The 23,194-nt window shown below is 61.4% G+C and carries 22 protein-coding genes; 13 read left to right on the top strand and 9 right to left on the bottom strand.

Annotated features, from left to right (window positions below):
- Window positions 1–75: 75 nt before the first annotated feature.
- From M5B42_RS05805 to M5B42_RS05790, 4 genes are all read left to right on the top strand, one after another.
- Window positions 76–735, top strand: coding sequence for a FadR/GntR family transcriptional regulator (locus tag M5B42_RS05805; protein ID WP_248745245.1), 660 nt, complete (start codon window positions 76–78; stop codon window positions 733–735).
- The gene (locus tag M5B42_RS05800) at window positions 725–2,032 is read left to right on the top strand and encodes a CynX/NimT family MFS transporter (RefSeq protein WP_248745244.1); all 1,308 of its coding nucleotides are present in this window, start codon (window positions 725–727) and stop codon (window positions 2,030–2,032) included. Before M5B42_RS05805 ends, M5B42_RS05800 begins: the two co-directional genes overlap by 11 nt.
- A 102-nt stretch (window positions 2,033–2,134) precedes the next feature.
- Window positions 2,135–2,605, top strand: a complete 471-nt coding sequence (locus M5B42_RS05795) for a nuclear transport factor 2 family protein (RefSeq protein WP_121136941.1) — start codon at window positions 2,135–2,137, stop codon at window positions 2,603–2,605.
- A 46-nt stretch (window positions 2,606–2,651) separates the two neighbouring features.
- A complete protein-coding gene (locus M5B42_RS05790; protein ID WP_248745243.1) occupies window positions 2,652–2,981 on the top strand; it encodes a GIY-YIG nuclease family protein in 330 nt (109 codons plus the stop codon).
- Window positions 2,982–3,210: 229 nt separating this feature from the next.
- Here M5B42_RS05790 and M5B42_RS05785 read toward each other — a convergent pair whose 3' ends face one another.
- On the bottom strand, window positions 3,211–3,765 hold the full coding sequence (locus M5B42_RS05785) for a hypothetical protein (RefSeq protein WP_248745242.1): 555 nt from the start codon (window positions 3,763–3,765) through the stop codon (window positions 3,211–3,213).
- Window positions 3,766–3,915: 150 nt separating this feature from the next.
- Here M5B42_RS05785 and M5B42_RS05780 point away from each other — a divergent pair, with 150 nt between their 5' ends.
- Window positions 3,916–4,857 carry a glutathione S-transferase family protein gene (locus M5B42_RS05780; protein ID WP_248745241.1) on the top strand — a complete coding sequence of 314 codons (942 nt, stop codon included), beginning with the start codon at window positions 3,916–3,918 and terminating at the stop codon, window positions 4,855–4,857.
- A gap of 124 nt (window positions 4,858–4,981) precedes the next feature.
- On the opposite strand, the gene M5B42_RS05775 is transcribed toward M5B42_RS05780, so the two are convergent.
- Both M5B42_RS05775 and yejK read right to left on the bottom strand, forming a co-directional pair.
- The gene (locus M5B42_RS05775; RefSeq protein WP_248745240.1) at window positions 4,982–5,332 is read right to left on the bottom strand and encodes a glutaredoxin family protein; all 351 of its coding nucleotides are present in this window, start codon (window positions 5,330–5,332) and stop codon (window positions 4,982–4,984) included.
- A gap of 3 nt (window positions 5,333–5,335) precedes the next feature.
- Window positions 5,336–6,343, bottom strand: a complete 1,008-nt coding sequence (gene yejK / locus M5B42_RS05770) for a nucleoid-associated protein YejK (RefSeq protein ID WP_100941832.1) — start codon at window positions 6,341–6,343, stop codon at window positions 5,336–5,338.
- Between the two features lie 388 nt (window positions 6,344–6,731).
- On the opposite strand from yejK, the gene M5B42_RS05765 reads away from it, so the two are divergent.
- The gene (locus M5B42_RS05765; RefSeq protein WP_040064476.1) at window positions 6,732–7,013 is read left to right on the top strand and encodes an HU family DNA-binding protein; all 282 of its coding nucleotides are present in this window, start codon (window positions 6,732–6,734) and stop codon (window positions 7,011–7,013) included.
- 71 nt (window positions 7,014–7,084) lie between these two features.
- Here the strand turns inward: M5B42_RS05765 and M5B42_RS05760 are convergent, their stop codons facing one another.
- The 6 genes from M5B42_RS05760 to M5B42_RS05735 form a co-directional block, all read right to left on the bottom strand.
- Entirely contained in the window at window positions 7,085–8,794 is a 1,710-nt protein-coding gene (locus M5B42_RS05760; RefSeq protein WP_248745239.1) for a membrane-targeted effector domain-containing toxin, read from the bottom strand.
- Between the two features lie 440 nt (window positions 8,795–9,234).
- Window positions 9,235–10,272: a 23S rRNA (adenine(1618)-N(6))-methyltransferase RlmF gene (rlmF, locus tag M5B42_RS05755; protein WP_248745238.1), complete on the bottom strand. Its 1,038-nt coding sequence runs from the start codon at window positions 10,270–10,272 to the stop codon at window positions 9,235–9,237.
- 120 nt (window positions 10,273–10,392) lie between these two features.
- Window positions 10,393–13,239 (bottom strand): valine--tRNA ligase, encoded by a 2,847-nt coding sequence (locus tag M5B42_RS05750; protein ID WP_248745237.1) that lies wholly within the window; start codon window positions 13,237–13,239, stop codon window positions 10,393–10,395.
- A gap of 151 nt (window positions 13,240–13,390) precedes the next feature.
- A complete protein-coding gene (locus M5B42_RS05745) occupies window positions 13,391–13,807 on the bottom strand; it encodes a DNA polymerase III subunit chi (protein WP_248745236.1) in 417 nt (138 codons plus the stop codon).
- A gap of 8 nt (window positions 13,808–13,815) precedes the next feature.
- Window positions 13,816–14,244 carry a DNA polymerase III subunit chi gene (locus M5B42_RS05740; RefSeq protein WP_248745235.1) on the bottom strand — a complete coding sequence of 143 codons (429 nt, stop codon included), beginning with the start codon at window positions 14,242–14,244 and terminating at the stop codon, window positions 13,816–13,818.
- A gap of 57 nt (window positions 14,245–14,301) precedes the next feature.
- On the bottom strand, window positions 14,302–15,792 hold the full coding sequence (locus tag M5B42_RS05735) for a leucyl aminopeptidase (protein ID WP_103497037.1): 1,491 nt from the start codon (window positions 15,790–15,792) through the stop codon (window positions 14,302–14,304).
- A 300-nt stretch (window positions 15,793–16,092) separates the two neighbouring features.
- Here M5B42_RS05735 and lptF point away from each other — a divergent pair, with 300 nt between their 5' ends.
- From lptF to era, 7 genes are all read left to right on the top strand, one after another.
- Window positions 16,093–17,211 carry an LPS export ABC transporter permease LptF gene (gene lptF, locus M5B42_RS05730; RefSeq protein ID WP_152740166.1) on the top strand — a complete coding sequence of 373 codons (1,119 nt, stop codon included), beginning with the start codon at window positions 16,093–16,095 and terminating at the stop codon, window positions 17,209–17,211.
- Window positions 17,204–18,265 carry an LPS export ABC transporter permease LptG gene (gene lptG / locus M5B42_RS05725; RefSeq protein ID WP_178129896.1) on the top strand — a complete coding sequence of 354 codons (1,062 nt, stop codon included), beginning with the start codon at window positions 17,204–17,206 and terminating at the stop codon, window positions 18,263–18,265. Before lptF ends, lptG begins: the two co-directional genes overlap by 8 nt.
- Before the next feature lie 170 nt (window positions 18,266–18,435).
- Window positions 18,436–20,235: a translation elongation factor 4 gene (gene lepA, locus M5B42_RS05720; protein ID WP_100941839.1), complete on the top strand. Its 1,800-nt coding sequence runs from the start codon at window positions 18,436–18,438 to the stop codon at window positions 20,233–20,235.
- Between the two features lie 5 nt (window positions 20,236–20,240).
- Window positions 20,241–21,095 carry a signal peptidase I gene (lepB, locus tag M5B42_RS05715; RefSeq protein WP_248745234.1) on the top strand — a complete coding sequence of 285 codons (855 nt, stop codon included), beginning with the start codon at window positions 20,241–20,243 and terminating at the stop codon, window positions 21,093–21,095.
- A gap of 61 nt (window positions 21,096–21,156) precedes the next feature.
- The gene (locus M5B42_RS05710; protein WP_103497046.1) at window positions 21,157–21,534 is read left to right on the top strand and encodes a DUF4845 domain-containing protein; all 378 of its coding nucleotides are present in this window, start codon (window positions 21,157–21,159) and stop codon (window positions 21,532–21,534) included.
- Window positions 21,531–22,220: a ribonuclease III gene (rnc, locus tag M5B42_RS05705; RefSeq protein ID WP_103497033.1), complete on the top strand. Its 690-nt coding sequence runs from the start codon at window positions 21,531–21,533 to the stop codon at window positions 22,218–22,220. Before M5B42_RS05710 ends, rnc begins: the two co-directional genes overlap by 4 nt.
- Window positions 22,213–23,115 carry a GTPase Era gene (era, locus tag M5B42_RS05700; RefSeq protein ID WP_103497032.1) on the top strand — a complete coding sequence of 301 codons (903 nt, stop codon included), beginning with the start codon at window positions 22,213–22,215 and terminating at the stop codon, window positions 23,113–23,115. The genes rnc and era overlap by 8 nt, the downstream gene beginning before the upstream one ends.
- Window positions 23,116–23,194 lie beyond the last annotated feature (79 nt).

Here is a 23,194-nt window from a genome sequence, read left to right as displayed (position 1 = left end):
TCTTGAACTCGCAGTCAGGTTTGGAGTAACCTTTTGGCTAATTCATCCTATGACTGGATGTTAGGGCGAGTTTCCATGTCTCAAAGCATTCCTCTTATCAAGCGCTCCCTGGTCGACCAGGCCCTGGAGCAATTGCGCGAACGCATTAGCCGTGGCACCTGGGCCGTGGGTGAGCGGTTGCCCACTGAACCGGAATTGGCCGCGGAGTTGGGCATCAGCCGCAACACCATGCGTGAAGCCCTGCGGGTACTGGCGTTTTCCGGATTGATCGAGATCCGCCAGGGCGACGGCAGCTACCTGCGGGCGACCATCGATCCGCTGGCGACCATGCAGGCGTTGTCGCGCTGTTCCCTCGACCAGGCCCGCGAGACCCGGCACAGCTTTGAGGTCGAGGCCGTCGGCCTGGCGGCGCTGCGGCGGACCGAGGACGACCTCAAGGGGCTGCGCGAGGCCCTGCATGTCTGCGGCGACCACTATCACGGCGATCTCGACAGCTACATCAGCTGTGACCTGGTGTTTCACCAGCGCCTGATCGACGCCGCGCACAACCCCATGCTCAGCGAACTGTATCGCTACTTTTCCAGCGTGATCGCCGACGCCCTGCGCCAGACCCTGGATATCACCCCCCGTCGTCAATCGGTGTTCGACCTGCATGTGGCCATGCTCGAAGCGGTGGAGCAACAGGACCCCGAGCGCGCCAAGGCCTTGTGCCGGAGCTTGATCAATGAACCTTGAAAACGAGAGCCCCCTGTCCCGTGCTCCTGTAGAACCCGGTGCCGACTCGCGGCCTGTAGAGCTTGATCGACTGCTGATTGACGCCGAAGCCGATGACGATCTGGTTCAGCAACAACAACCCGTGCTGCGCCGGCCCTGGCTGTTGCTGCTGGGCCTGGTGCTGGTGGCCCTGAATCTGCGCCCGGCGTTGTCGAGCATGGCGCCGTTGCTCGGCGAGGTGTCTCGCAGCCTGGGTCTGTCGGCGGCCAAGGCCGGTCTGTTGACCACCTTGCCGGTGCTATGCCTCGGTTTGGCTGCACCTCTGGCACCGTTGCTGGCCCGGCGTTTCGGCAGCGAGCGGGTGGTGCTGGGGATTCTGCTGACCCTGGCCGGCGGGATCATCCTGCGCAGTTCCCTGGGTGAGTTCGGTCTGTTTGCCGGCAGTGTGCTGGCCGGTGCGAGCATCGGGGTGATCGGTGTGCTGTTGCCCGGCATCGTCAAACGCGACTTCGCGAAGCAGGCCGGGACCATGACCGGTGTCTACACCATGGCCCTGTGCCTGGGCGCGGCGTTGGCGGCGGGGACCACGGTGCCGCTGAGCCAGTACTTTGCCGAAAGCTGGTCGATCGGCCTGGGGTTCTGGGTCGTGCCCGCATTGGTCGCGGCGATTTTCTGGTTGCCGCAGGTGGGGCAGAAACACGGTGCCCATCACGTGGCCTACCGTGTGCGCGGTTTACTGCGCGATCCGCTGGCCTGGCAGGTCACCCTGTATATGGGGTTGCAATCGTCCCTGGCCTATATCGTCTTCGGCTGGTTGCCTTCGGTGCTGATCGGACGTGGCCTGAGCGCCACCCAGGCGGGCATCGTGCTGTCCGGCTCGATTCTGATCCAACTGATCAGTTCATTGGCGACGCCCTGGCTGGCGACGCGGGGCAAGGATCAGCGGCTGGCGATTGTCGTGGTCATGGTGCTGACGTTGGGCGGCCTGTTCGGTTGCCTGTATGCACCGCTCGAAGGGCTCTGGGGCTGGGCGATCCTGCTCGGTTTGGGGCAGGGCGGGACCTTCAGCCTGGCGCTGACCCTGATTGTATTGCGCTCGCGCGATGCCCATGTGGCGGCGAACCTCTCGGGCATGGCCCAGGGCATCGGTTACACCCTGGCGTCCATGGGGCCGTTCGCGGTGGGGTTGGTGCATGACCTCACCGGGGGGTGGGAGGCACTGGGCTGGATCTTCGGCGTGATCGGCCTGGGCGCCATCGTCTTCGGGCTCGGTGCCGGTCGGGCACGTTATGTCCAGGTCACCTGCGAAAAACTCTGAATCACTCCACACTCCCGGTATTCGGATCGCGAATGCCGATAGTCAGCCGGGCATTTGCAGACTATCGTGCAGGCGATCCTTTTACCTGCACGGAGCCCGTTCATGAGTGATGCCCACAGCGCGTTGATTACTGAGTTCTATAAAGCCTTCCAGCGGCTGGATGCCGAGGCCATGAGTGCCTGCTACACCGAGGATGTGGTGTTCAGTGATCCGGCGTTCGGCGAGTTGCGTGGCCGTGATGCCGGCGATATGTGGCGCATGCTGACCACCCGGGCCAAGGACTTCTCCCTGACCTTCGACAATGTCCGTGCCGACGAGCGCAGCGGCGGCGCGCATTGGGTCGCGACCTATCTGTTCAGCCAGACCGGTAACACCGTGGTCAACGATATCAATGCGCGTTTTGTGTTCCGCGACGGCAAGATCTGCGAGCACCATGACCACTTCGACCTGTGGCGCTGGTCGCGTCAGGCATTGGGGACCAAGGGCTTGTTGCTGGGTTGGACGCCCTTGGTCAGGAACGCCGTGCGTGCCCAGGCCCTGAAAGGTTTGAAGGCCTTCCAGGCGAGCCGCTAGGTTCTGCTAAGATCGCGGCCTCAATAGCGATCAAGCCCTTTGTCACGTGAACATCAGCGAAACGCTCAGTGCCGAGACCGAGCCGGCGGCGCCTGCGGTCAAACCCTGGTTTGTCTATCTGGTGCGGGCCGCCAATGGCTCGCTGTATTGCGGGATCAGCGATGACCCGCAGCGGCGGTTTGCCTCCCATCAAAGTGGCAAGGGCGCGCGCTTCTTCTATTCCAGCCCGGCGGTCGCGCTGGTGTATGTGGAGGCCTGCCGCGACAAGGGCGAGGCCCTGCGCCAGGAACGCCTGATCAAGAAATTGCGCAAGAGCGCCAAGGAAACCCTGGCGGCGGGGTTCAGTCTGGAAGCCTTTGTTGCCGGGCGGAAATGAGCTGGGGCGTTTTTCCGCGTCTCATCGCAGGCTACGCCTGACCGTGGCTGCAATTGACGACACTGTCATGCTCGAATATGATTGGTTCATCGAAGCGACTGACCGGATGAGATTGAGCGCTTCCCAGCGGTGAAAGCCGTAATCGCGCAAGGCGGTTCGAAAGTGGTGTCCGGATCTGTTTTATCGAATACGAAAAAGACGCTCATGGCGTCTTTTTTCGTTTCTCCCTCTAACGTTTGGTTGCGGTTGGTTGACGCAAGTAGACCTTACCGCACAGTAGTGCAAAGGCCATTGATCCTTTAAGGTTTGGACCGCCGCCTTTTCCTTCGTGATACGCACTCTCCACTACCAGATTCAACTCCTGCCATTGGCGCTTTTCGTGCGCAGCGCGTCTTACCTCAAAAAAGACATGATAAGGTCCACTCGGGTCCTCAACGGTGATGGAAAAGCACCAATTACGCTCGGCCGACGTTTCCCATACCTTGGCTTTTGGATGCGTCAGTCTTTGCAAAATAACGGCCGGTAGGTTCTGAGATAGCCGATAACGAATGGGGCAGAATGTCCGTTGCCGCCTACCGTCAGGAATGATCGGCTCTCCAGCCGGATGCGTTACTGCGTCGTATCCCTGGGTAAAACAGTGATTGGAGAAGGTTACATGCACGCGCAAATCACGTTTGGCCAACTGGCTTGAAATCGTGAAGGTGAATGGCTCAAGGTGAGTAAAATCGTACGTCTGACCGCCAATGGCCAGCGCTGGAAAATAGGCGGTCACTTCGGCCTCCATTCCGGTCAAACTGCCAGCTTACCCTGCCACGCTGCCTTTCGACTCCCTGGCAATTGATACCGTTGATGAGAGGGCATCAGGCTGGCTGGGTAGGCTGCTCACGATTTGCAGGCTAAGCTGCGGGTTCTTATTTGCCCGGCGGACTCCAGCATGTCTGAGTTGATTCTTCACCATTATGCGACCTCTCCCTTTGCCGAAAAGGCCCGCCTGTTGCTGGGCTTCAAGGGCTTGTCCTGGCGCTCGGTACATATCTCGCCGGTGATGCCCAAGCCCGACCTGACCGCGCTGACCGGTGGCTACCGGAAAACCCCGGTGCTGCAGATCGGTGCCGATATCTACTGTGACACCGCCTTGATCGCCCGCCGCCTGGAACAGGAAAAGGCCACGCCACGGCTGTTCCCCGAGGGCCGGGAGCTGGTCGTGGCGACTTTCGCTGCCTGGGCCGATTCGGTGGTGTTCAGCCATGCGGTCAGCCTGGTATTCCAGCCCGAATCGGTGGCGGTGCGTTTTGCCCGTTTGTCCCCGGAACAGATCAAGGGCTTTATGATCGACCGCGCCGGCCTGTTCAGTGGCGGTTCGGCGGCGAAGGTCCCGTTGGAGCTGGCCAAGCACCAGTGGCCGGTATTTATGGCGCGTCTGGAGCAGCAACTGCAGCACGAGGAGGGCGACTTCCTGTTTGGCGAGCCATCTATCGCCGATATCGCCATGGCCCATCCGCTGTGGTTCCTCAAGGCGACGCCGGTGACCGCGCCGCTGGTGGATGCCTATCCGGCGGTGGCCGTCTGGTTCGCCCGGGTCATGGCGTTCGGGCATGGTGCTCCGAGTGAGATGACGGCGGAGGAGGCCTTGCAGGTGGCACGCGAGTCGACGCCGGCCGCGCTGCCTGATGAGGCGTTCACTGACCCGAACGGTTTTGTCTCCGGTCAGTCGGTGATCGTCGCGGCGACCGATTATGGCGTTGATCCGGTAGCGGGCGAGTTGGTGTTTGCCGGTCGCGAAGAGTTGATCGTGAGCCGTGAAGATGAGCGCGGTGGGCGGGTGCATGTGCACTTCCCACGGCTTGGCTTCAGGATCGAAGCGCTAAAGGACTGAAAACACCGTCTCCTTGTAGGAGCCGGCTTGCTGGCGATAGCGATCGGGTAGTCGACATGGTTGTTGCCTGACACACCGCCATCGCCAGCAAGCCGGCTCCCACACAGTCCGCGCTAGGTTTTGGTTACTTCAGCGCGGCGAGGATCGTGCCTGGCTCGAACCCACGGATCAAGGTGCCATTTACGTCCAGCATTGGAATCCCGCCGCCGCCCAGGGCCTGATAGGCCTTGCGCGCCTCGGCGTTTTTCTCGATATCGAATTCCTGGTAGGGAATACCTTTCTGGTCGAGGAAACGCCGGGTCTGCTTGCAGTAGCCGCACCAGTCGGTGGCGTAGAGCACCACCCGGGCCTTGGCCCGGGTCTGTTCCGAGACCATCTGCCCCGGGTTGAACACCCGCTCGATCTTGCCCCAGTTCTGATAGACCACCACCACCAGCAGGATCAGCAGGACCTTCTTCAGCATGCCTGTGAGCACGGCTCAGTCCTTGCGTCGTTTGAGCTGATCGGTCAGTTGAGTCGGCAGGCCTTTGATGATCAGGGTCCCGGCCTCTTCGTCATACTCGATCTTCGAACCCAGCAAGTGCGCCTCGAAGCTGATGGACAGGCCTTCGGCGCGACCGGTGAAGCGGCGGAACTGGTTCAGGGTGCGTTTGTCGGCCGGGATCTCCGGCGACAGGCCGTAGTCCTTGTTGCGGATATGTTCGTAGAACGCCCGTGGACGGTCCTCGTCAATCAGCCCGGAAAGCTCTTCCAGGCCCATCGGCTCGCCCATTTTGGCCTGGCTGCTGGCGTAATCCACCAGGGTCTTGGTTTTTTCCCGAGCGTCGTCCTCGGGCAGGTCTTCGCTTTCGACGAAGTCGCTGAAGGCCTTGAGCAGGGTGCGGGTCTCGCCCGGGCCGTCGACGCCTTCCTGGCAGCCGATAAAGTCGCGGAAATACTCCGAAACCTTTTTCCCGTTCTTGCCTTTGATAAAGGATATGTACTGTTTGGACTGCTTGTTGTTCTGCCATTCGGAGACGTTGATCCGCGCCGCCAGGTGCAATTGGCCCAGGTCCAGGTGGCGCGACGGGGTCACGTCCAGCTCGGCGTTCACCGCCACGCCTTCACTGTGGTGCAGCAGGGCGATCGCCAGGTAGTCGGTCATGCCCTGCTGGTAGTGCGCGAACAGCACATGGCCGCCCACCGAGAGGTTGGACTCCTCCATCAGCTTTTGCAGATGTTCGACGGCAATCCGGCTGAAGGCGGTGAAGTCCTTGCCGCCGTCCAGGTACTCCTTCAGCCAGCCGCTGAACGGATGTGCGCCGGACTCGGCATGGAAAAACCCCCAGGCTTTGCCCTGCTTGGCGTTGTAGCTTTCGTTGAGGTCGGCAAGCATGTGCTCGATGGCCTGGGATTCGGCCAGTTCGGAGTCACGGGCATGCAGGACCGCAGGGCTGCCGTCGGGTTTTTTGTCGATCAGGTGGACGATGCAATGACGGATCGGCATGGGTATCTCGGCTGATTTGTCAGGGGGAAGACGGGTTCCCCGGAAAAGCGCCCAGTGTACCGCACCCACGGGTTGAATCCGCCTTTGCACGGTCGTTCGGGCGGTTTGAGCGGTTTCAGACAGCTTTTTTTCGAAAACGAGCGCAAAAGCTGACCAAATGGCTAGGTAGAGGCGGATATTTCCCCGTCTCTGTGCTAGTTTTGCCCGGTCTTGCGCTCGGTAACGGCGCAAAGCGTGCATTCAGCAGGTGTCACGTCGAACCAAACCCCAATTCTGCTATCTACATCTGCGATCCGTCGTGGTTACTAGCGGGGGGGCACAAGGCTGGCTCGATGGCTGACACTGCACTCTGCAATCCAAATGAATTTGATAGGGAAGGAACATCTCAATGGCTATTACCAAAGACCAACTGATCGCCGATATCGCCGAAGCTATCGACGCGCCGAAAACCACCGCGCGTGCCGCTCTGGACCAACTGGCCCAGATCGTTGCTGATCAATTGGAAAACGGCGGCGAAATCACTCTGCCAGGCGTTGGCAAACTGAAAGTGACCGAGCGTCCTGCCCGTACCGGCCGTAACCCGTCGACTGGCGCTGCCATCGAAATCCCTGCCAAGAAAGTGATCAAGCTGGTTGTGGCCAAGGTTCTGACCGACGCTGTAAACAAGTAAGATGCATTGAAACCGTGCCCCGGAGTCTATCCGGGCACGGTTTTTTTTCGCCTGTAGGTTATGCCGCCCGGCTACTCCGGTCCGGGTGTGAGGCCGACCTGGCTGACCAGCGCCGCGCGCAACTCGTCCAGGGTGTCGAATGAGCGGCCTGCCATCACTGGCCATCGATCGCTTACCAGGGTGAAACCCTTGGCATCGTGGGTGATGGGCGTCTCGATAAGCATGCCCGTTCTGGAACAATGGGTCAGTTGGTGTTGGCCGTCCGGCGTTGTGTCGATGAAAAAATGCCCGGCTACCACTGGGTCCCGGTGACGCGGGGGGCCGACCAGTGGTCTGTCGAGGGGCAGGACCGCCACCATGCCGCGCCGATTGATCAGCGCTGCCGACAGTTCAGCAAGGCTGGCAAAGCGTTCCCTGTGTATGTTTTGCCACTGGCTGCGTTCGAGATAGAAGCTATTGTCCCGGGTTTTGACAATCGAGGTGAGCCGCGTTTTCTCGCCCTCCCGATGGACCAGATGATGGGACTGGCTTTCGGGGCGGGTATATACGAAGAAGTCGCCTTCGTTATGCAAGCGGCTGTAGGGCGGTACACCGATATAGACCGCCAGGTCGGATTGGACAAGGTATGGCTCACTGTCGAGCAATCGACCGCTCCTTCCCGGGTCAGCGGCGACCCTGATCGAGGCGCCGTCCTCGATATCCTCGATCCTGATCCCGGGCACACCCTCCAGCTCCACGAGCCCAGGGAAGCCCTGCTGTGCATTGATGTGAGCCTCGCCAACCAGCGCGATCCATTTGCCGCCTTCCAGGTTGGGGGCGTCGGCCTTTATCACCAGATCGGCGTAGTAGTTCATCGCCGGGATACGATGCTGTGCACCGTCGCCCGTGCTCATCTCATAGCTGACGGCACAGTCTAGGGCCCGTATGTTGATGCCATGGGTCCGTGCCGTGATCACCAGATTGAGAAAGCTATAGGTGCCCGAGGGGTCGGTCTCGTGCCCGGTGTCCTGGATTTCAAGGTAGCGTTTCAGCGATGTCGGCATCGTTCCGCTGCGTTGATAGATATCCAGTTCAAACTGTTCGAAATCGGTTCTCAGGTGTTCCAGGTACAGGGTTTTCACGCCGTGGCGAACCAGGGAGCCCATATTCTCGATCAGCAGTTGCTTGGAGCCTATCCCTGCGTGGGTTTCAGCCAGCACCAGGCCTGGGTGATGGGAATAAATCCGGGCGAAGAGCTGCTCGGCCGAGGTGGCGAGCATCAGGTCGGGGTCCAGGGCGGGGCGCACTGGCAGCCTGACCTGGCTGAAGAATGCCGTCGCTTCGCGGATAAGCAGATCCTGGCTGTCTATGAACAGTCTTTTTGAGGCGAAGACTGCATCGTTTTGCCATACATGTGAGAAACCACGTGACAAGCCGCGCTTCCTGGTTCTGAGTAGCTCTATATTGCCCCTGTGCATGGCGGGAATCAGATAGCGATCAAGTGTTGCCGTAGCGCTCTCAGTGCTCCATTTCGCGCTCCCCGCCACTCGGTAGAGCGTGGGGCCGGACGGCAACAGATCGCTCCTGAGCTTTGCGCGAAAGGCGCCGACACTCGCGTCATATTCGACCTGCACGACCCAATCGGTGTGGCCCTCGAGTTCGACGAACTTCTGTTGCTTGTAAAGGCGCAATCCGTTGGCATCGGCCGGTGCCAGCTGTCTGGGCGCGATTCTTGAGTAGCGCTGCAGCGCATCTGGCCGAATGTCCGGCGCGAGGCTGGTCGCCCCCGGAATATCCGTCACGCTGGCCGAGGCAGTGGCGGGGCGGGGAGCAAGGGGGCCGGATGCGGTTTCGCCACCTGCGGAGGGAGGGGCGTGACTTGGGAGGCGGAGGCTGGTTGAGGGGCCGGGCAGGTCGCTCGGCTGTCTGGGAGGCGGTTCGCCTTGGGGGCGGGCAGGTGAAGAGGGCGAACCAGATGACTTGGGTGGCTTGGGTGACATGGCGTGCTGCTCCTGGGTAATCGTGGAAAAATATTCCCAGGGCTTTGTGAGAGGAGGCTGACTGATCCAGCCATGAGCGCAGAGGTTTTTCCCCTCGGCCAGCCCTGACGTTTATGTTCAGGGCTAGCTTCGATGATCGGTTACAGATCGAATAGACGCCTAAATTGACTGCTTCCTGGTGCTTTTCGCCAGATGCCTATCGGATCGGGTAACAGATTATCGGCGAAACGGCAGAGCGCCAGTCATCCCAGGGCCATCTGCGCCGCGCTCCAGTGCTGTTGCGCCCAGGCCTGTTGCTGGACTTTGCTGTGGAAGGTCCAGGCGACAAAACGGCTCTGTTTCTGGCCCTGGGACATTTCCACCACCTTGCTCTCCAGGGCGCCGGCCTTCTTCAGGGCCGCTTCGATGGCCGGCAGGTTCGAGGCCTTTGATACCAGTGTGCTGAACCACAGCACCTGGCTCGACAACGGCTGGCTTTCGCCGATCAGTTGGCTCACGAAGCGTGCTTCACCGCCTTCACACCATAATTCCGACGCCTGGCCGCCGAAGTTCAGCACGGGCAGTTTGCGCTTGGGATCGGCCTTGCCCAGGGCGCGCCATTTGCGCCGGCTGCCGTTTTGGGCTTCGTCCAGGGAGGCGTGAAACGGCGGGTTGCACATGGTCAGGTCAAAATGTTCGGTGCTTTCCAGCAGACCGCTGAGGATGTGCTTCGGATTGGCTTGCAGGCGCAGGCTGATGGCCTTGTTCAGGCCGTTGGACTGGACGATGGCCTTGGCCGCGGCCAGCGCGGTCTTGTCGATGTCTGAACCGAGAAACCGCCAGCGGTAGTCGCTGTGGCCGATCAGTGGGTAGATGCAGTTGGCGCCGACGCCGATATCCAGCACGCGTATGGCCGCTCCACGAGGGATATTGCCCTCGTTGTTTTCGCCCAACAGGTCGGCGAGGAAGTGCACATAGTCGGCACGACCCGGTACCGGCGGGCAGAGGAAGTCCGCCGGGATGTCCCAGTGGGCGATGCCGTAGAAGGACTTGAGCAGGGCACGGTTGAACACGCGCACGGCGGCAGGGTCGGCGAAGTCGATGCTTTCCTTGCCATAAGGGTTGAGGACCACGAACTGGCCCAGTTCGGGGCTGCTCTTGATCAGCTGCGGGAAGTCGTAGCGGCCCTGATGGCGGTTGCGCGGGTGCAGGCTGGCTTTTTCCCGCGGCTCGACGGCCTTGGCCGGGGTGGCGGGCTTGGGCTTCTTGCGTGGGGCTTTGGGTTTGCTCGGGGCGGTCATGGGCTGGGTCGATTCGGGCAGGGCTTGGAATGGCGGACATTGTCCCATATTCATCGGGGCTGCGGCGGGCATGAAAAAGGGAGGCCCCGAGGGCCTCCCTTTTTCAGTCAATCGTCACGCTTACAGGCTGGCGATCCGCGCATGTTGCTCGGCCAGCTTGCCCAGGGCCTGTTCGGCCTCGGCCAGCTTGGCGCGTTCCTTCTCGATGACTTCGGCCGGAGCCTTGTCGACGAACGCGGCATTCGACAGCTTGCCGCCGACCCGCTGCACTTCACCTTGCAGACGCTGGATTTCCTTGTCCAGGCGCGCCAGTTCGGCGCCCTTGTCGATCAGCCCGGCCATCGGCACCAGCACTTCCATCTCGCCCACCAGAGCAGTAGCGGACAGCGGTGCTTCGGCGCCTGCGGCCAATACAGTGATCGACTCCAGCTTCGCCAGCTTCTTGAGCAGTGTGTCGTTCTCGGTGAGGCGACGCTGGTCCTCGCTACTGGCGTTCTTCACGAACACGGCCAGCGGCTTGCCCGGACCGATGTTCATCTCGGCGCGGATGTTGCGCGTGCCGAGCATGAGGGTCTTGAGCCATTCGATATCGCTTTCGGCCGCCTCGTCGATGCGTGCTTCGTTGGCCACCGGCCACGGTTGCAGCATGATGGTCTTGCCTTCAGCCCCGACCAGCGGCGCCAGGCGCTGCCAGATTTCCTCGGTGATGAACGGCATGAACGGATGCGCCAGGCGCAGCGCCACTTCCAGCACGCGCACCAGGGTGCGACGGGTGCCGCGCTGGCGTTCGACCGGCGCGTTCTCGTCCCACAGCACCGGCTTGGACAGTTCCAGGTACCAGTCGCAATACTGGTTCCAGATGAACTCGTACAAGGCCTGGGCGGCCAGGTCGAAACGGAACTGGTCGAGCTGGCGGGTCACTTCGGCTTCGGTGCGCTGCAACTGCGAGATGATCCAGCGATCGGCCAGGGACAGCTCGAAGGCTTCGCCGTTCTGGCCGCAGTCTTCGCCCTTGTCGAGCACGTAGCGCGCGGCGTTCCAGATCTTGTTGCAGAAGTTGCGATAGCCTTCGACGCGGCCCATGTCGAACTTGATGTCACGACCGGTGGAGGCCAGCGAGCAGAAGGTGAAGCGCAGGGCGTCGGTGCCGTAGCTGGCGATGCCTTCGGCGAATTCGGCGCGGGTCTGCTTCTCGATGGCTTTCTGCAGCTTGGGCTGCATCAGGCCGGTGGTGCGTTTCTGCACCAGGTCTTCGAGTTCGATGCCGTCGATGATATCCAGCGGGTCGAGGACGTTGCCCTTGGACTTGGACATCTTCTGGCCCTGGCCATCACGCACCAGGCCATGGACGTAGACGGTCTTGAACGGTACCTGCGGGGTACCGTCCTCGTTCTTCACCAGGTGCATGGTCAGCATGATCATCCGGGCGACCCAGAAGAAAATGATGTCGAAACCGGTCACCAGCACGTCGGTGGGGTGGAAGGTCTTGAGGAAGTCGGTCTGCTCCGGCCAGCCGAGGGTGGAGAAGGTCCACAGGCCCGAACTGAACCAGGTGTCGAGAACGTCGTTGTCCTGTTGCAGCGCAACGTCCGGGCCGAGGTTGTGCTTGGCCCGTACTTCGGCTTCGTCGCGACCGACATAGACCTTGCCCGACTCGTCGTACCAGGCCGGAATCCGGTGGCCCCACCACAGCTGGCGGCTGATGCACCAGTCCTGGATATCGCGCATCCAGGAGAAGTACATGTTTTCGTATTGCTTGGGCACGAAGGCGATGCGGCCGTCTTCCACGGCGGCAATGGCCGGCTCGGCCAGGGGTTTGGTCGACACGTACCACTGGTCGGTCAGCCACGGCTCGATGATGGTCCCGGAGCGGTCGCCCTTCGGCACTTTCAGGCCGTGGTCGTCAACGCTGACCAGCAGGCCGGCGGCGTCGAAGGCGGCAACGATCTGCTTGCGCGCTTCGAAACGGTCGAGGCCGGCGTATTCGGCCGGGATCTTGCCGTCGATGCTGTCGTTCAGCGTGCCGTCGAGGTTGAACACCTGGCAGGCTGGCAGGACGGCGGCGTTCTTGTCGAAGATATTCAGCAGTGGCAGGTTGTGGCGCTTGCCGACTTCATAGTCGTTGAAATCGTGGGCCGGGGTGATTTTCACGCAGCCGGTGCCGAATTCAGGGTCGCAATAATCGTCGGCGATGATCGGGATACGGCGGCCGACCAGGGGCAGCTCGATAAATTTGCCGATCAGGGCCTTGTAGCGCTCGTCTTCCGGGTTGACCGCCACGGCCGAGTCGCCGAGCATGGTTTCCGGGCGGGTGGTGGCGACGATCAGGTAATCCAGGCCGTCGGCAGTCTTGGCGCCGTCAGCCAGTGGATAACGCAGGTTCCAGAGGGAGCCTTTCTCGTCGTGGTTTTCCACTTCGAGGTCGGAGATCGCCGTGTGCAGCTTGGTGTCCCAGTTGACCAGGCGCTTGCCGCGATAGATCAGGCCATCTTCGTGCAGGCGCACAAAAGCTTCCTTCACCGCTTCCGAGAGGCCGTCGTCCATGGTGAAGCGCTCGCGGCTCCAGTCCACGGACGAGCCCAGGCGCCGGATCTGCCGGCTGATATTGCCGCCGGACTGATCCTTCCATTCCCAGACCTTTTCCAGGAATTTCTCGCGGCCCAGGTCGTGACGGTTCTGCCCTTGGGCTTCGAGCTGACGCTCCACCAGCATTTGCGTAGCGATCCCGGCGTGGTCGGTGCCCGGCTGCCACAGGGTGTTGCGACCCTGCATGCGACGGAAACGGATCAGGGCGTCCATGATCGCGTTATTGAAACCGTGGCCCATGTGCAGGCTGCCGGTGACGTTCGGCGGCGGGATCATGATGGTGTAGGCGTCGCCGGTGCCTTGCGGGGCGAAGTAATTCTCGGACTCCCAAGTCTGGTACCAGGAAGTTTCAATGGCGTGCGGCTGGTAGGTCTTATCCATGCGCGGCGGGACCCTTAGGCATTAATTCAGGAAAGCCGGCAAGTATAACGGGGATATGGCGCGGGGCGTAGAGCGAGGTGAGCGCTGATGGCACAAAAATGCCCGCTGGCGCCAGCGGGCAGGCCCTGCTTCTACACGGAGGGCGTGCAGGTCAGGAAGGATACTGGCTGAGCAGGCGTTCCATACGGGCGTCCAGGCGGCGCTTGATCTCGGTTTCGATATGTGGGGCGAAGTCGTCGATCACGTCCTGCATGATCAATTGCGCGGCGGCGCGCAGTTCGCTGTCCAGGTGCAGCAAGGCGTCCTGGTTCTTCTGTTTGGCGGGTTCCGCTGCGACGACTACCGGTGCCGGTTTCGGCTCGGCCACAGGCGCGGCGACAACCTCGGGCTGAACCTCGACCTTGGTTTTATTACCCACCATGTCGAACAGCAGGGGGATCTGCCCTTCGCTGGCGACTGTTTCGGTCAGCAGCGGCGGTTGCAGGGTGTCATCGCCCAACAGCTTGCGGATCGATTCAAGCTCGTCCAGCAGGGGCGCGGCTTTTTGCGTTTGTTTTGGAGTGTCCATCGGGGTGCTCAAAGTCGCTGTAGACGGTGATCTTGCAGAGGATAGCCCTGTTCGCGGTAGAAGCGGAAACTCTCCCGCGCCGCTTGACGGATTGCCGGGTCTTCCACCACCACTTCCGCCACGCGGGCAAAGCGCGAAGCGAAGGGCGGCACCTTCATATCAAGGTTCACCAGCAGGTCCTGATGGGGGCCGGGGTCTTCACCCAGCCCCAGCACCACGGTGCCTTCCGGCTCGCTTTCCGCTGGGCCATGGGGCACGAAACTTTCGCCCTTGAACTGCCACAGGCGGGCATCCAGGTCGTTGCGCTGGGCACTGTCGCTGCAATGCAGGTAGACCTTGTGTCCCAGGCGCCAGGCCTTTTCGGTCAGCTTGCAGGCAAAGTCCAGGCGTGCCGAAGGATCCGCGCTGGGAAGGATATAGAAGTCGACTTGGGTCATAGGGGGTTCCGGATGCCGGGCGACGTCATTGACCGACGCCGCCCGGCAGGCTCAGGTTCAGGCCTTGGCGCGGTCCAGCAGGTACTGGGTCAGCAGGGGCACCGGACGGCCGGTGGCGCCCTTGTCCTTGCCGCCGCTGGTCCAGGCGGTGCCGGCGATGTCCAGGTGGGCCCAGTTGAACTGTTTGGCGAAGCGCGACAGGAAGCACGCCGCGGTGATGGTCCCGGCTTTCGGCCCGCCGATGTTGGCGATGTCGGCGAACGGGCTGTCCAGTTGTTCCTGGTACTCATCGAACAGCGGCAGTTGCCAGGCGCGGTCATCGGCTTGACGGCCGGCGCTGAGCAGTTGCTCGATCAGTTCGTCGTTGTTGCCCAGCAGGCCAGAGGTGTGGGCGCCGAGGGCGACCACGCAGGCGCCGGTCAGGGTGGCGATATCGATCACCGCCTGGGGCTTGAAGCGTTCGGCGTAGGTCAGGGCATCGCACAGCACCAGGCGGCCTTCGGCGTCGGTGTTGAGGATTTCCACGGTCTGGCCGCTGAGGGTGGTGACAATGTCGCCCGGACGGGTCGCACCGCCGCTCGGCATGTTCTCGGCACAGGCCAGGATGCACACCAGGTTGATCGGCAGTTGCAGGGCAAGCACGGCGTGCAGGGTGCCGAACACGCTGGCGGCACCGCCCATGTCGTACTTCATTTCATCCATGCCCAGGCCCGGCTTGAGGCTGATGCCGCCGGTGTCGAAGGTGATGCCCTTGCCGACCAGGGCAAATGGCTTCTCGGATTTCTTGCCGCCGTTGTATTGCATGACGATCAGGCGTGGTGGCTGGTCGCTGCCCTGGCCCACGGCGTAGAACGAGCCCATGCCCAGTTCCTTGATCTTTTTCTCGTCAAGGATCTCGACCTTCAGGCCTTTGTTGGCCTTGCCAAGGTTCTTTGCCTGCTCGGCGAGGTAGCTCGGGTGGCAGATGTTCGGTGGCAGGTTGCCCAGGTCGCGGGTGAAGGCCATGCCGCCGGCGATGGCGCGGGCGTGGCTGACGGCACGTTCGACTTCGGCTTGCGCGGCCTTGATGGTCACCAGGGTGATTTTCTTCAGGGCGCGGGGTTCGGCTTTCTGGCTCTTGAACTGGTCGAAGCTGTATTCACCGTCCAGCAGGCTTTCGGCCAGCAGGCGGGTCTTGCCGTAGCTGTCGCGGCCCTTGACCACGACTTCGTCGAGGGCGAGCACGGCGTCGCTGCCGCCCAGGCCCTTGAGGGTGGCGAGGATCGAGGCCACGGCTTTGCGGAACGGACGGTCGCCGAGTTCGGCGTCCTTGCCCACGCCCACCAGCAGTACGCGTTCGGCCTTGAGGTTGGGCAGGCTTTGCAGCAGCAGGGTCTGGCCGACCTTGCCGGCCAGGTCGCCGCGCTTGAGGATGGCGCTGAGGGCGCCGCCACTGAGTTCGTCGACTTTGCTGGCGACCGCGCCGAGTGTGCGGCCTTCGCCGACGGCGAGTACCAGGGTGGCGGTTTTCAACGTTTCTGGGCTGACGCTTTTTACAACCAGTTCCATGTCCGGGTCCCTGAATATTAAGGTCAAAGGGCGCAGAGACAGCTCTGCACCGGGGCGAAGCGACGCAATGGCGTGGCTTTCGGCAAAGGCCGCAGTTTGAACCCCGGCGCTGGCCGGGGGCAAGTCCCAATACCGATCCGTTACGGCTCTGTCGGCACTGTGGACAAGTGCGCAGTGACAGCCGGGAGCAATCACAGGATAATGCGCCTCTTTTTAGACGGCCCGCTGCGGCGAGCCCTCTGTCGGTGCCTATGTTTGCTTGTTCGGCCACCTTAGCCTGACAACCCTGGAGTGTCTGGTTTGATTGTTTTTCGTTATCTGTCCCGCGAAGTCTTGATCACCTTGAGTGCGGTCAGCGCCGTATTGCTGGTCATCACCATGAGCGGACGCTTCGTCAAGTTCCTTGCCCAGGCCGCCTCGGGTCAACTGGACCCGGGCTCGCTGTTCCTGATCATGGGCTTTCGCCTGCCCGGTTTCCTCCAGCTGATCCTGCCCCTGGGCCTGTTCCTCGGGATTCTGCTGGCCTACGGACGGCTCTATCTCGAAAGCGAAATGACCGTGCTGTCCGCCACCGGCATGAGCCAGCAGCGCCTGCTCGGCATGACCATGGCGCCGGCGCTGCTGGTGGCCCTGCTGGTGGCCTGGATCAGCCTGAGCCTGGCGCCCAAGGGCGCCCTGCAATTCCAGCTGCTGCTCAACCAGCAGGACGCCATGACCGAGTTCGACACCCTGGTGCCCGGCCGTTTCCAGGAGCTCAACGATGGCTCGCGGGTGACCTATACCGAGCAACTCTCCGATGACCGGGCGAACCTGGGCGGTGTGTTCATTTCGGAAAAACGCTTCGGCGTGAACAAGAAGGACCGCGGCATTTCCGTGCTGGTGGCCGAAAAAGGCCGTCAGGAAGTGCGCAAGGACGGCAATCGCTACCTGATCCTGGAAAACGGCTATCGCTATGACGGCAGTCCAGGCATGGCCGATTACCGGGCGATCAAGTACGAGACCTACGGCGTCATGCTGCCCAAGCCCGAGATCAGCGAAGAAGTCACCGACCGCGATGCGATGATGACCTCGACCCTGTTCGGCAACCCGGACCTGAAGGCGGTCGCCGAATTGCAATGGCGGCTTTCGCTGCCCCTGCTGGTGTTTATCGTGACGTTGATGGCCGTGCCGCTGTCGCGGGTCAACCCGCGCCAGGGCCGTTTCCTCAAGCTGCTGCCGGCGATCCTTCTTTATATGGCCTACCTGACCATGCTGATTTCCGCCCGTGGCGCGCTGGAGAAAGGCAACTTGTCACCGGTACTGGGCATGTGGTGGGTGCATGGCCTGTTCCTGGCCATCGGCCTGGCGCTGCTGTATTGGGAACCCCTGCGTTTGAAACTGGCGAGTCGTCGCACTGTGAAGGAGATGGCTCGTGGTTAAGCTCGATCGCTACATTGGTAGCAGTGTGTTCATGGCGATCCTTGCCGTACTGGGGATCATCCTCGGGCTGGCCTCGCTGTTTGCCTTTATCGACGAGATGGGCAGCCTCTCCGATACCTACACCCTGGGCGATGTGCTGAGCTTTGTGGTGCTGACGGCGCCGCGCCGGGTCTATGACATGTTGCCGATGGCCGGCCTGATCGGCTGCCTGATCGGCCTCGGCAGCCTGGCCAGCAACAGCGAGCTGACCATCATGCGCGCGGCGGGCGTCTCCGTCGGGCGTATCGTCTGGGCGGTGATGAAGCCCATGCTGGTGTTGATGCTGATCGGCGTGCTGGTCGGCGAGTACGTTGCCCCGGCCACCGAGAGCAAGGCCCAGGCGGACAAGGCCCTGGCCCAGGGCTCGGGGGATGCGCAGAGCTCGCGCAACGGCCTGTGGCATCGCCAGGGTGACGAATTCATTCATATCAACGCCGTGCAGCCCAACGGCCTGCTTTACGGTGTGACCCGTTATCACTTCGACAGCGAGCGCCATATGCTGTCGTCGAGCTTTGCCAAGAAGGCCCACTTCGACAAGGACCTCTGGACACTGACGGACGTCACCACCACCTATTTCCGCGACGGTCGCACCGAAGTGATCAATGTGCCGGAAGAGCGCTGGGACGTGGCCTTGAGCCCGAACCTGCTGAGTACCGTGGTGATGGTGCCCGAGGCCCTGTCGATCAGCGGCCTGTGGAGCTATATCCACTACCTGGCGGACCAGGGCCTGGCGAACGGTCGTTACTGGCTGGCGTTCTGGGTCAAGGTCCTGCAACCGCTGGTGACCGCGGCGCTGGTATTGATGGCGATTTCCTTCATCTTCGGCCCGCTGCGTTCGGTTACCCTGGGGCAACGGGTGTTCACCGGCGTGCTGGTGGGCTTCACCTTCCGCATCGCTCAGGACCTGCTCGGGCCTTCGAGCCTGGTGTTCGGTTTCCCGCCGCTGCTGGCGGTGGTGGTGCCGGCGGCGATCTGCGCGGTGGCCGGTGTCTGGCTGTTGCGTCGGGCCGGATGATGAAGCGATTGAGCGGTAAATGATCCTGGAAAAAGCCCCTGTCCCGTGACCGGGGCTTTTTTGTCCGTGCCGCCCGGCCTGTTCACGTGACGCCTTGGTCGCGCATCAGGTACAATTCCCGGCTATTTTTCGGCGGGCAGTCTGCCTGCAACCTTTTTGAGTGTTGATCCGTGAGTGATTTGAGTCATATCCGCAATTTCTCCATCATCGCCCACATTGACCATGGCAAGTCGACTCTGGCCGATCGCTTCATCCAGATGTGCGGCGGCCTTGCCGAGCGCGAGATGGAAGCGCAGGTGCTGGATTCCATGGACCTCGAGCGCGAGCGCGGGATCACCATCAAGGCCCATAGCGTTACCCTGTACTACAAGGCTCGCGACGGCATCACCTATCAGTTGAACTTCATCGACACCCCCGGCCACGTCGACTTCACCTATGAAGTCAGCCGTTCCCTGGCGGCCTGTGAAGGTGCGTTGCTGGTGGTGGATGCCGGCCAGGGCGTCGAAGCCCAGTCCGTTGCCAACTGCTACACCGCCATCGAGCAGGGCCTGGAAGTCATGCCGGTGCTGAACAAGATCGACCTGCCCCAGGCCGACCCGGACCGCGTGAAGGAAGAAATCGAGAAGATCATCGGTATCGACGCCACCGACGCCGTCACCTGCAGCGCCAAGACCGGTCTGGGTGTCGACGAAGTGCTCGAGCGCCTGGTGACCACCATCCCCGCGCCGACCGGCAATATCGAAGATCCGCTGCAAGCGTTGATCATCGACTCCTGGTTCGACAACTACCTGGGCGTCGTGTCCCTGGTGCGCGTGCGCCACGGCCGTGTGCGCAAGGGCGACAAGATCCTGGTCAAGTCCACCGGCAAGATGCACCTGGTGGACAGCGTCGGTGTGTTCAACCCGAAACACACCGCCACCGTCGACCTGAAGGCCGGCGAAGTGGGCTTTATCATCGCCGGTATCAAGGACATCCACGGTGCGCCGGTGGGTGACACCCTGACCCTGAGCACCACCCCTGACGTCGACGTGCTGCCGGGCTTCAAACGCATCCAGCCGCAGGTCTACGCCGGTCTGTTCCCGGTCAGCTCCGACGATTTCGAAGACTTCCGCGAAGCCCTGCAAAAGCTCACGCTGAACGACTCCTCGCTGCAGTACACCCCGGAAAGCTCCGACGCCCTGGGCTTCGGCTTCCGTTGCGGGTTCCTCGGCATGCTGCACATGGAGATCATCCAGGAGCGCCTTGAGCGCGAGTACGACCTGGACCTGATCACCACCGCGCCGACGGTAATCTTCGAGCTGCTGCTCAAGAACGGCGAAACCATCTACGTCGACAACCCGTCCAAGCTGCCGGACCTGTCGGCCATCGAGGATATGCGCGAACCGATCGTGCGGGCCAATATCCTTGTACCGCAGGAGCACCTGGGCAACGTCATTACCCTGTGTATCGAGAAGCGTGGCATCCAGCACGACATGCTGTTCCTCGGTTCCCAGGTGCAAGTGACCTACGATTTGCCGATGAACGAAGTGGTCCTGGACTTCTTTGACCGTCTCAAATCCACCAGTCGCGGCTATGCTTCGCTGGACTACCATTTTGATCGTTACCAGTCGGCCAACCTGGTCAAGCTGGATGTACTGATCAACGGTGAAAAGGTCGACGCCCTGGCGCTGATCGTGCATCGTGATAACGCGCATTACAAAGGTCGTGCGTTGACCGAGAAGATGAAAGAACTGATTCCTCGTCAGATGTTCGATGTTGCCATCCAGGCCGCCATTGGCGGGCAGATCGTGGCGCGGACAACCGTCAAGGCCCTCAGAAAGAACGTACTGGCCAAGTGCTATGGCGGCGACGTCAGCCGTAAGCGCAAGCTGTTGGAAAAGCAAAAGGCCGGTAAGAAACGCATGAAGCAAGTGGGTAACGTGGAAATTCCACAGGAAGCCTTCCTTGCAGTGCTCAGGTTGGATAGTTAGGTCCTATGTCACTAAATTTCCCGCTGTTGCTGGTCATCGCCGTCGCCGTCTGTGGTGTGTTGGCGTTGTTCGATCTGATCTTTCTGGCGCCTCGTCGGCGTTCCGCCATCGCTGCCTATCAGGGCAGCGTGGCGCAGCCCGATGGCGACGTGGTCGAAAAGCTGAACAAGGAGCCTTTGCTGGTTGAATACGGCAAGTCCTTCTTCCCGGTGTTGTTCATCGTGCTGGTGCTGCGTTCGTTCCTGGTGGAACCGTTCCAGATTCCATCCGGCTCGATGAAGCCGACCCTGGATGTCGGCGACTTCATCCTGGTGAACAAGTTTTCCTACGGGATTCGCTTGCCGGTGATCGACCAGAAGGTCATCCAGGTCGGTGATCCGCAGCGCGGCGATGTGATGGTGTTCCGCTACCCGAGCGACCCCAACGTCAACTACATCAAGCGTGTAGTCGGCCTGCCGGGCGACGTGGTGCGTTATACCAGTGACAAGAAGCTGTTCGTCAACGGCAAGCCGGTGGCTGAACAGCTGGTCGGCGCCGAGCCGGGCATGTTGGGCAGTGCCGAGCTCTACAAGGAGCAACTGGGCGCCGCCGAGCACCTGATCCGCAAGGAAATGGGCCGCTACCGCGCGCCGCCTGATCACGAGTGGACGGTCCCCGCTGGCCACTACTTCATGATGGGCGACAACCGCGACAACTCCAACGACAGCCGCTACTGGGATGATCCCAATATTCCCAAGGAGCTGCTGGGCATGGTTCCCGACGAGAACATCGTCGGCAAGGCCTTCGCGGTCTGGATGAGCTGGCCCGAACCGAAACTCAGCCACTTCCCGAATTTTTCCCGGGTCGGTCTGATCAAGTAACCAAACCCGGCGCTGTGAACACAGCGCCGAGTGCTTTTTCAGGTGCCGCAGTACCATGAAGATGACTTCTGCTCGCTCGCAAAAAGGCCTGTCGTTTTTTGGCTGGTTGCTGACCCTGGCGTTGGTGGCCTTTGCCGCCAGTGTGGCGCTGAAGGTGGTCCCGCATTACCTCGACTATATGTCGATGAAGAGAATCATCATGTCGGTGGAAACCGACAAGGCGGCGGATATCACCACCGTCAACGACTTCTATACCCATGTTACCCGCGGCATGCAGGTCAACAGTATTCAGGATTTGGATTTGAACAAGGTGTTAAGCGTGACGTTGGAGAACAACAAGTTCCTCGCGCACTTGAAATATGAGCAGCGCGATCCGCTGATTCAGAACATCGATCTGGTGGTCAAGTTCGACCACGAATTCAGCGTGGCCAAACCGTGAGCGTGTCTTTAAGTCGTCTCGAGCGCCAGCTCGGCTATACCTTCAAGGATCAGGAGCTGATGCTCCTGGCCCTGACTCACCGCAGTTTTGCCGGGCGCAACAACGAGCGCCTGGAATTCCTCGGTGATGCCATTCTCAATTTCGTGGCCGGCGAGGCGTTGTTCGAGCGTTTTCCCCAGGCTCGCGAAGGCCAGTTGTCGCGTTTGCGCGCGCGCCTGGTGAAAGGTGAAACACTGGCGGTACTGGCTCGTGGTTTCGAGTTGGGCGAGTACCTGCGCCTGGGTTCCGGCGAATTGAAAAGCGGTGGTTTCCGCCGTGAGTCGATTCTCGCCGACGCCCTGGAGGCCCTGATCGGCGCCATTTACCTGGATGCCGGCATGGAAGCGGCACGGGACCGGGTGTTGGCCTGGCTGACCTCGGAGTTCGACAGCCTGACGCTGGTGGACACCAACAAGGACCCCAAGACCCGGCTGCAGGAGTTTCTCCAGTCCCGGGCCTGCGACCTGCCGCGTTACGAAGTGGTGGATATCCAGGGTGAACCGCATTGCCGGACGTTCTTCGTCGAGTGCGAGATCACCCTATTGAATGAAAAAAGCCGAGGACAGGGCGTGAGCCGTCGTATTGCCGAACAGGTAGCGGCGGCATCGGCACTGATTGCCCTGGGCGTGGAGAATGGTAATGACTGATTCAACGGCAACACGCTGCGGCTACGTCGCCATCGTCGGCCGGCCGAACGTGGGCAAGTCCACGCTGCTGAACCATATCCTCGGGCAGAAACTGGCGATCACCTCGCGCAAGCCCCAGACCACTCGTCACAACATGCTCGGGATCAAGACCGAAGGCACCGTGCAGGCGGTCTACGTGGATACCCCCGGTATGCACAAGGGCGGCGAAAAGGCCCTGAACCGCTACATGAACAAGACCGCTTCGGCGGCGTTGAAAGACGTCGACGTGGTGATCTTCGTGGTTGACCGGACCCGCTGGACCGACGAGGACCAGATGGTCCTGGAGCGCATCCAGTACGTCGAAGGCCCGGTGATCGTGGCCTTGAACAAGACCGACCGGATCGAAGACAAGGCCGAGCTGATGCCGCACCTGACCTGGTTGCAGGAACAGTTGCCCAAGGCGCAGATCGTGCCGATCTCGGCGCAGCACGGACACAACCTCGAGCACCTGGAAAGCCTGATCGCCACGCACCTGCCGGAAAACGAGCACTTTTTCCCGGAAGACCAGATCACCGACCGCAGCAGCCGATTCCTGGCGGCGGAGCTGGTGCGTGAGAAAATCATGCGGCAGATGGGCGCCGAGCTGCCTTACCAGATCACCGTGGAAATCGAAGAATTCAAGCAGCAGGGCAAGACCCTGCATATCCATGCGCTGATCCTCGTCGAACGTGACGGCCAGAAGAAGATCATCATTGGCGACAAGGGCGAGCGCATCAAGCGCATCGGCACCGAGGCGCGCAAGGATATGGAGCTGCTGTTCGATTCGAAGATCATGCTCAACCTGTGGGTCAAGGTGAAGGGCGGTTGGTCCGATGACGAGCGTGCACTGCGTTCGTTGGGTTACGGCGACCTGTAACCGGGCTGTTCGAGCGCTCCCTGGCGGAACGCGATCCCTGTAGGAGCAGGGCTTGCCCGCGAAGAGGCCCTTGAGGACG

Source organism: Pseudomonas sp. MWU12-2037, assembly GCF_023242345.1.
GTDB classification, from domain to species: domain Bacteria; phylum Pseudomonadota; class Gammaproteobacteria; order Pseudomonadales; family Pseudomonadaceae; genus Aquipseudomonas; species Aquipseudomonas gingeri_D.
This window is presented reverse-complemented; position numbering and strand designations above follow the sequence as displayed.

Bases quoted from the DNA above. Each gene is read 5' to 3' on its own strand.
- M5B42_RS05805 (WP_248745245.1), top strand. From the start codon at position 76: ATGTCTCAAAGCATTCCTCTTATCAAGCGCTCCCTGGTCGACCAGGCC.
- M5B42_RS05800 (WP_248745244.1), top strand. From the start codon at position 725: ATGAACCTTGAAAACGAGAGCCCCCTGTCCCGTGCTCCTGTAGAACCC.
- M5B42_RS05795 (WP_121136941.1), top strand. From the start codon at position 2,135: ATGAGTGATGCCCACAGCGCGTTGATTACTGAGTTCTATAAAGCCTTC.
- M5B42_RS05785 (WP_248745242.1), bottom strand. From the start codon at position 3,765: ATGGAGGCCGAAGTGACCGCCTATTTTCCAGCGCTGGCCATTGGCGGT.
- M5B42_RS05780 (WP_248745241.1), top strand. From the start codon at position 3,916: ATGTCTGAGTTGATTCTTCACCATTATGCGACCTCTCCCTTTGCCGAA.
- yejK (WP_100941832.1), bottom strand. From the start codon at position 6,343: ATGCCGATCCGTCATTGCATCGTCCACCTGATCGACAAAAAACCCGAC.
- M5B42_RS05765 (WP_040064476.1), top strand. From the start codon at position 6,732: ATGGCTATTACCAAAGACCAACTGATCGCCGATATCGCCGAAGCTATC.
- rlmF (WP_248745238.1), bottom strand. From the start codon at position 10,272: ATGACCGCCCCGAGCAAACCCAAAGCCCCACGCAAGAAGCCCAAGCCC.
- M5B42_RS05750 (WP_248745237.1), bottom strand. From the start codon at position 13,239: ATGGATAAGACCTACCAGCCGCACGCCATTGAAACTTCCTGGTACCAG.
- M5B42_RS05745 (WP_248745236.1), bottom strand. From the start codon at position 13,807: ATGGACACTCCAAAACAAACGCAAAAAGCCGCGCCCCTGCTGGACGAG.
- M5B42_RS05740 (WP_248745235.1), bottom strand. From the start codon at position 14,244: ATGACCCAAGTCGACTTCTATATCCTTCCCAGCGCGGATCCTTCGGCA.
- M5B42_RS05735 (WP_103497037.1), bottom strand. From the start codon at position 15,792: ATGGAACTGGTTGTAAAAAGCGTCAGCCCAGAAACGTTGAAAACCGCC.
- lepB (WP_248745234.1), top strand. From the start codon at position 20,241: ATGTCACTAAATTTCCCGCTGTTGCTGGTCATCGCCGTCGCCGTCTGT.
- M5B42_RS05710 (WP_103497046.1), top strand. From the start codon at position 21,157: ATGACTTCTGCTCGCTCGCAAAAAGGCCTGTCGTTTTTTGGCTGGTTG.
- era (WP_103497032.1), top strand. From the start codon at position 22,213: ATGACTGATTCAACGGCAACACGCTGCGGCTACGTCGCCATCGTCGGC.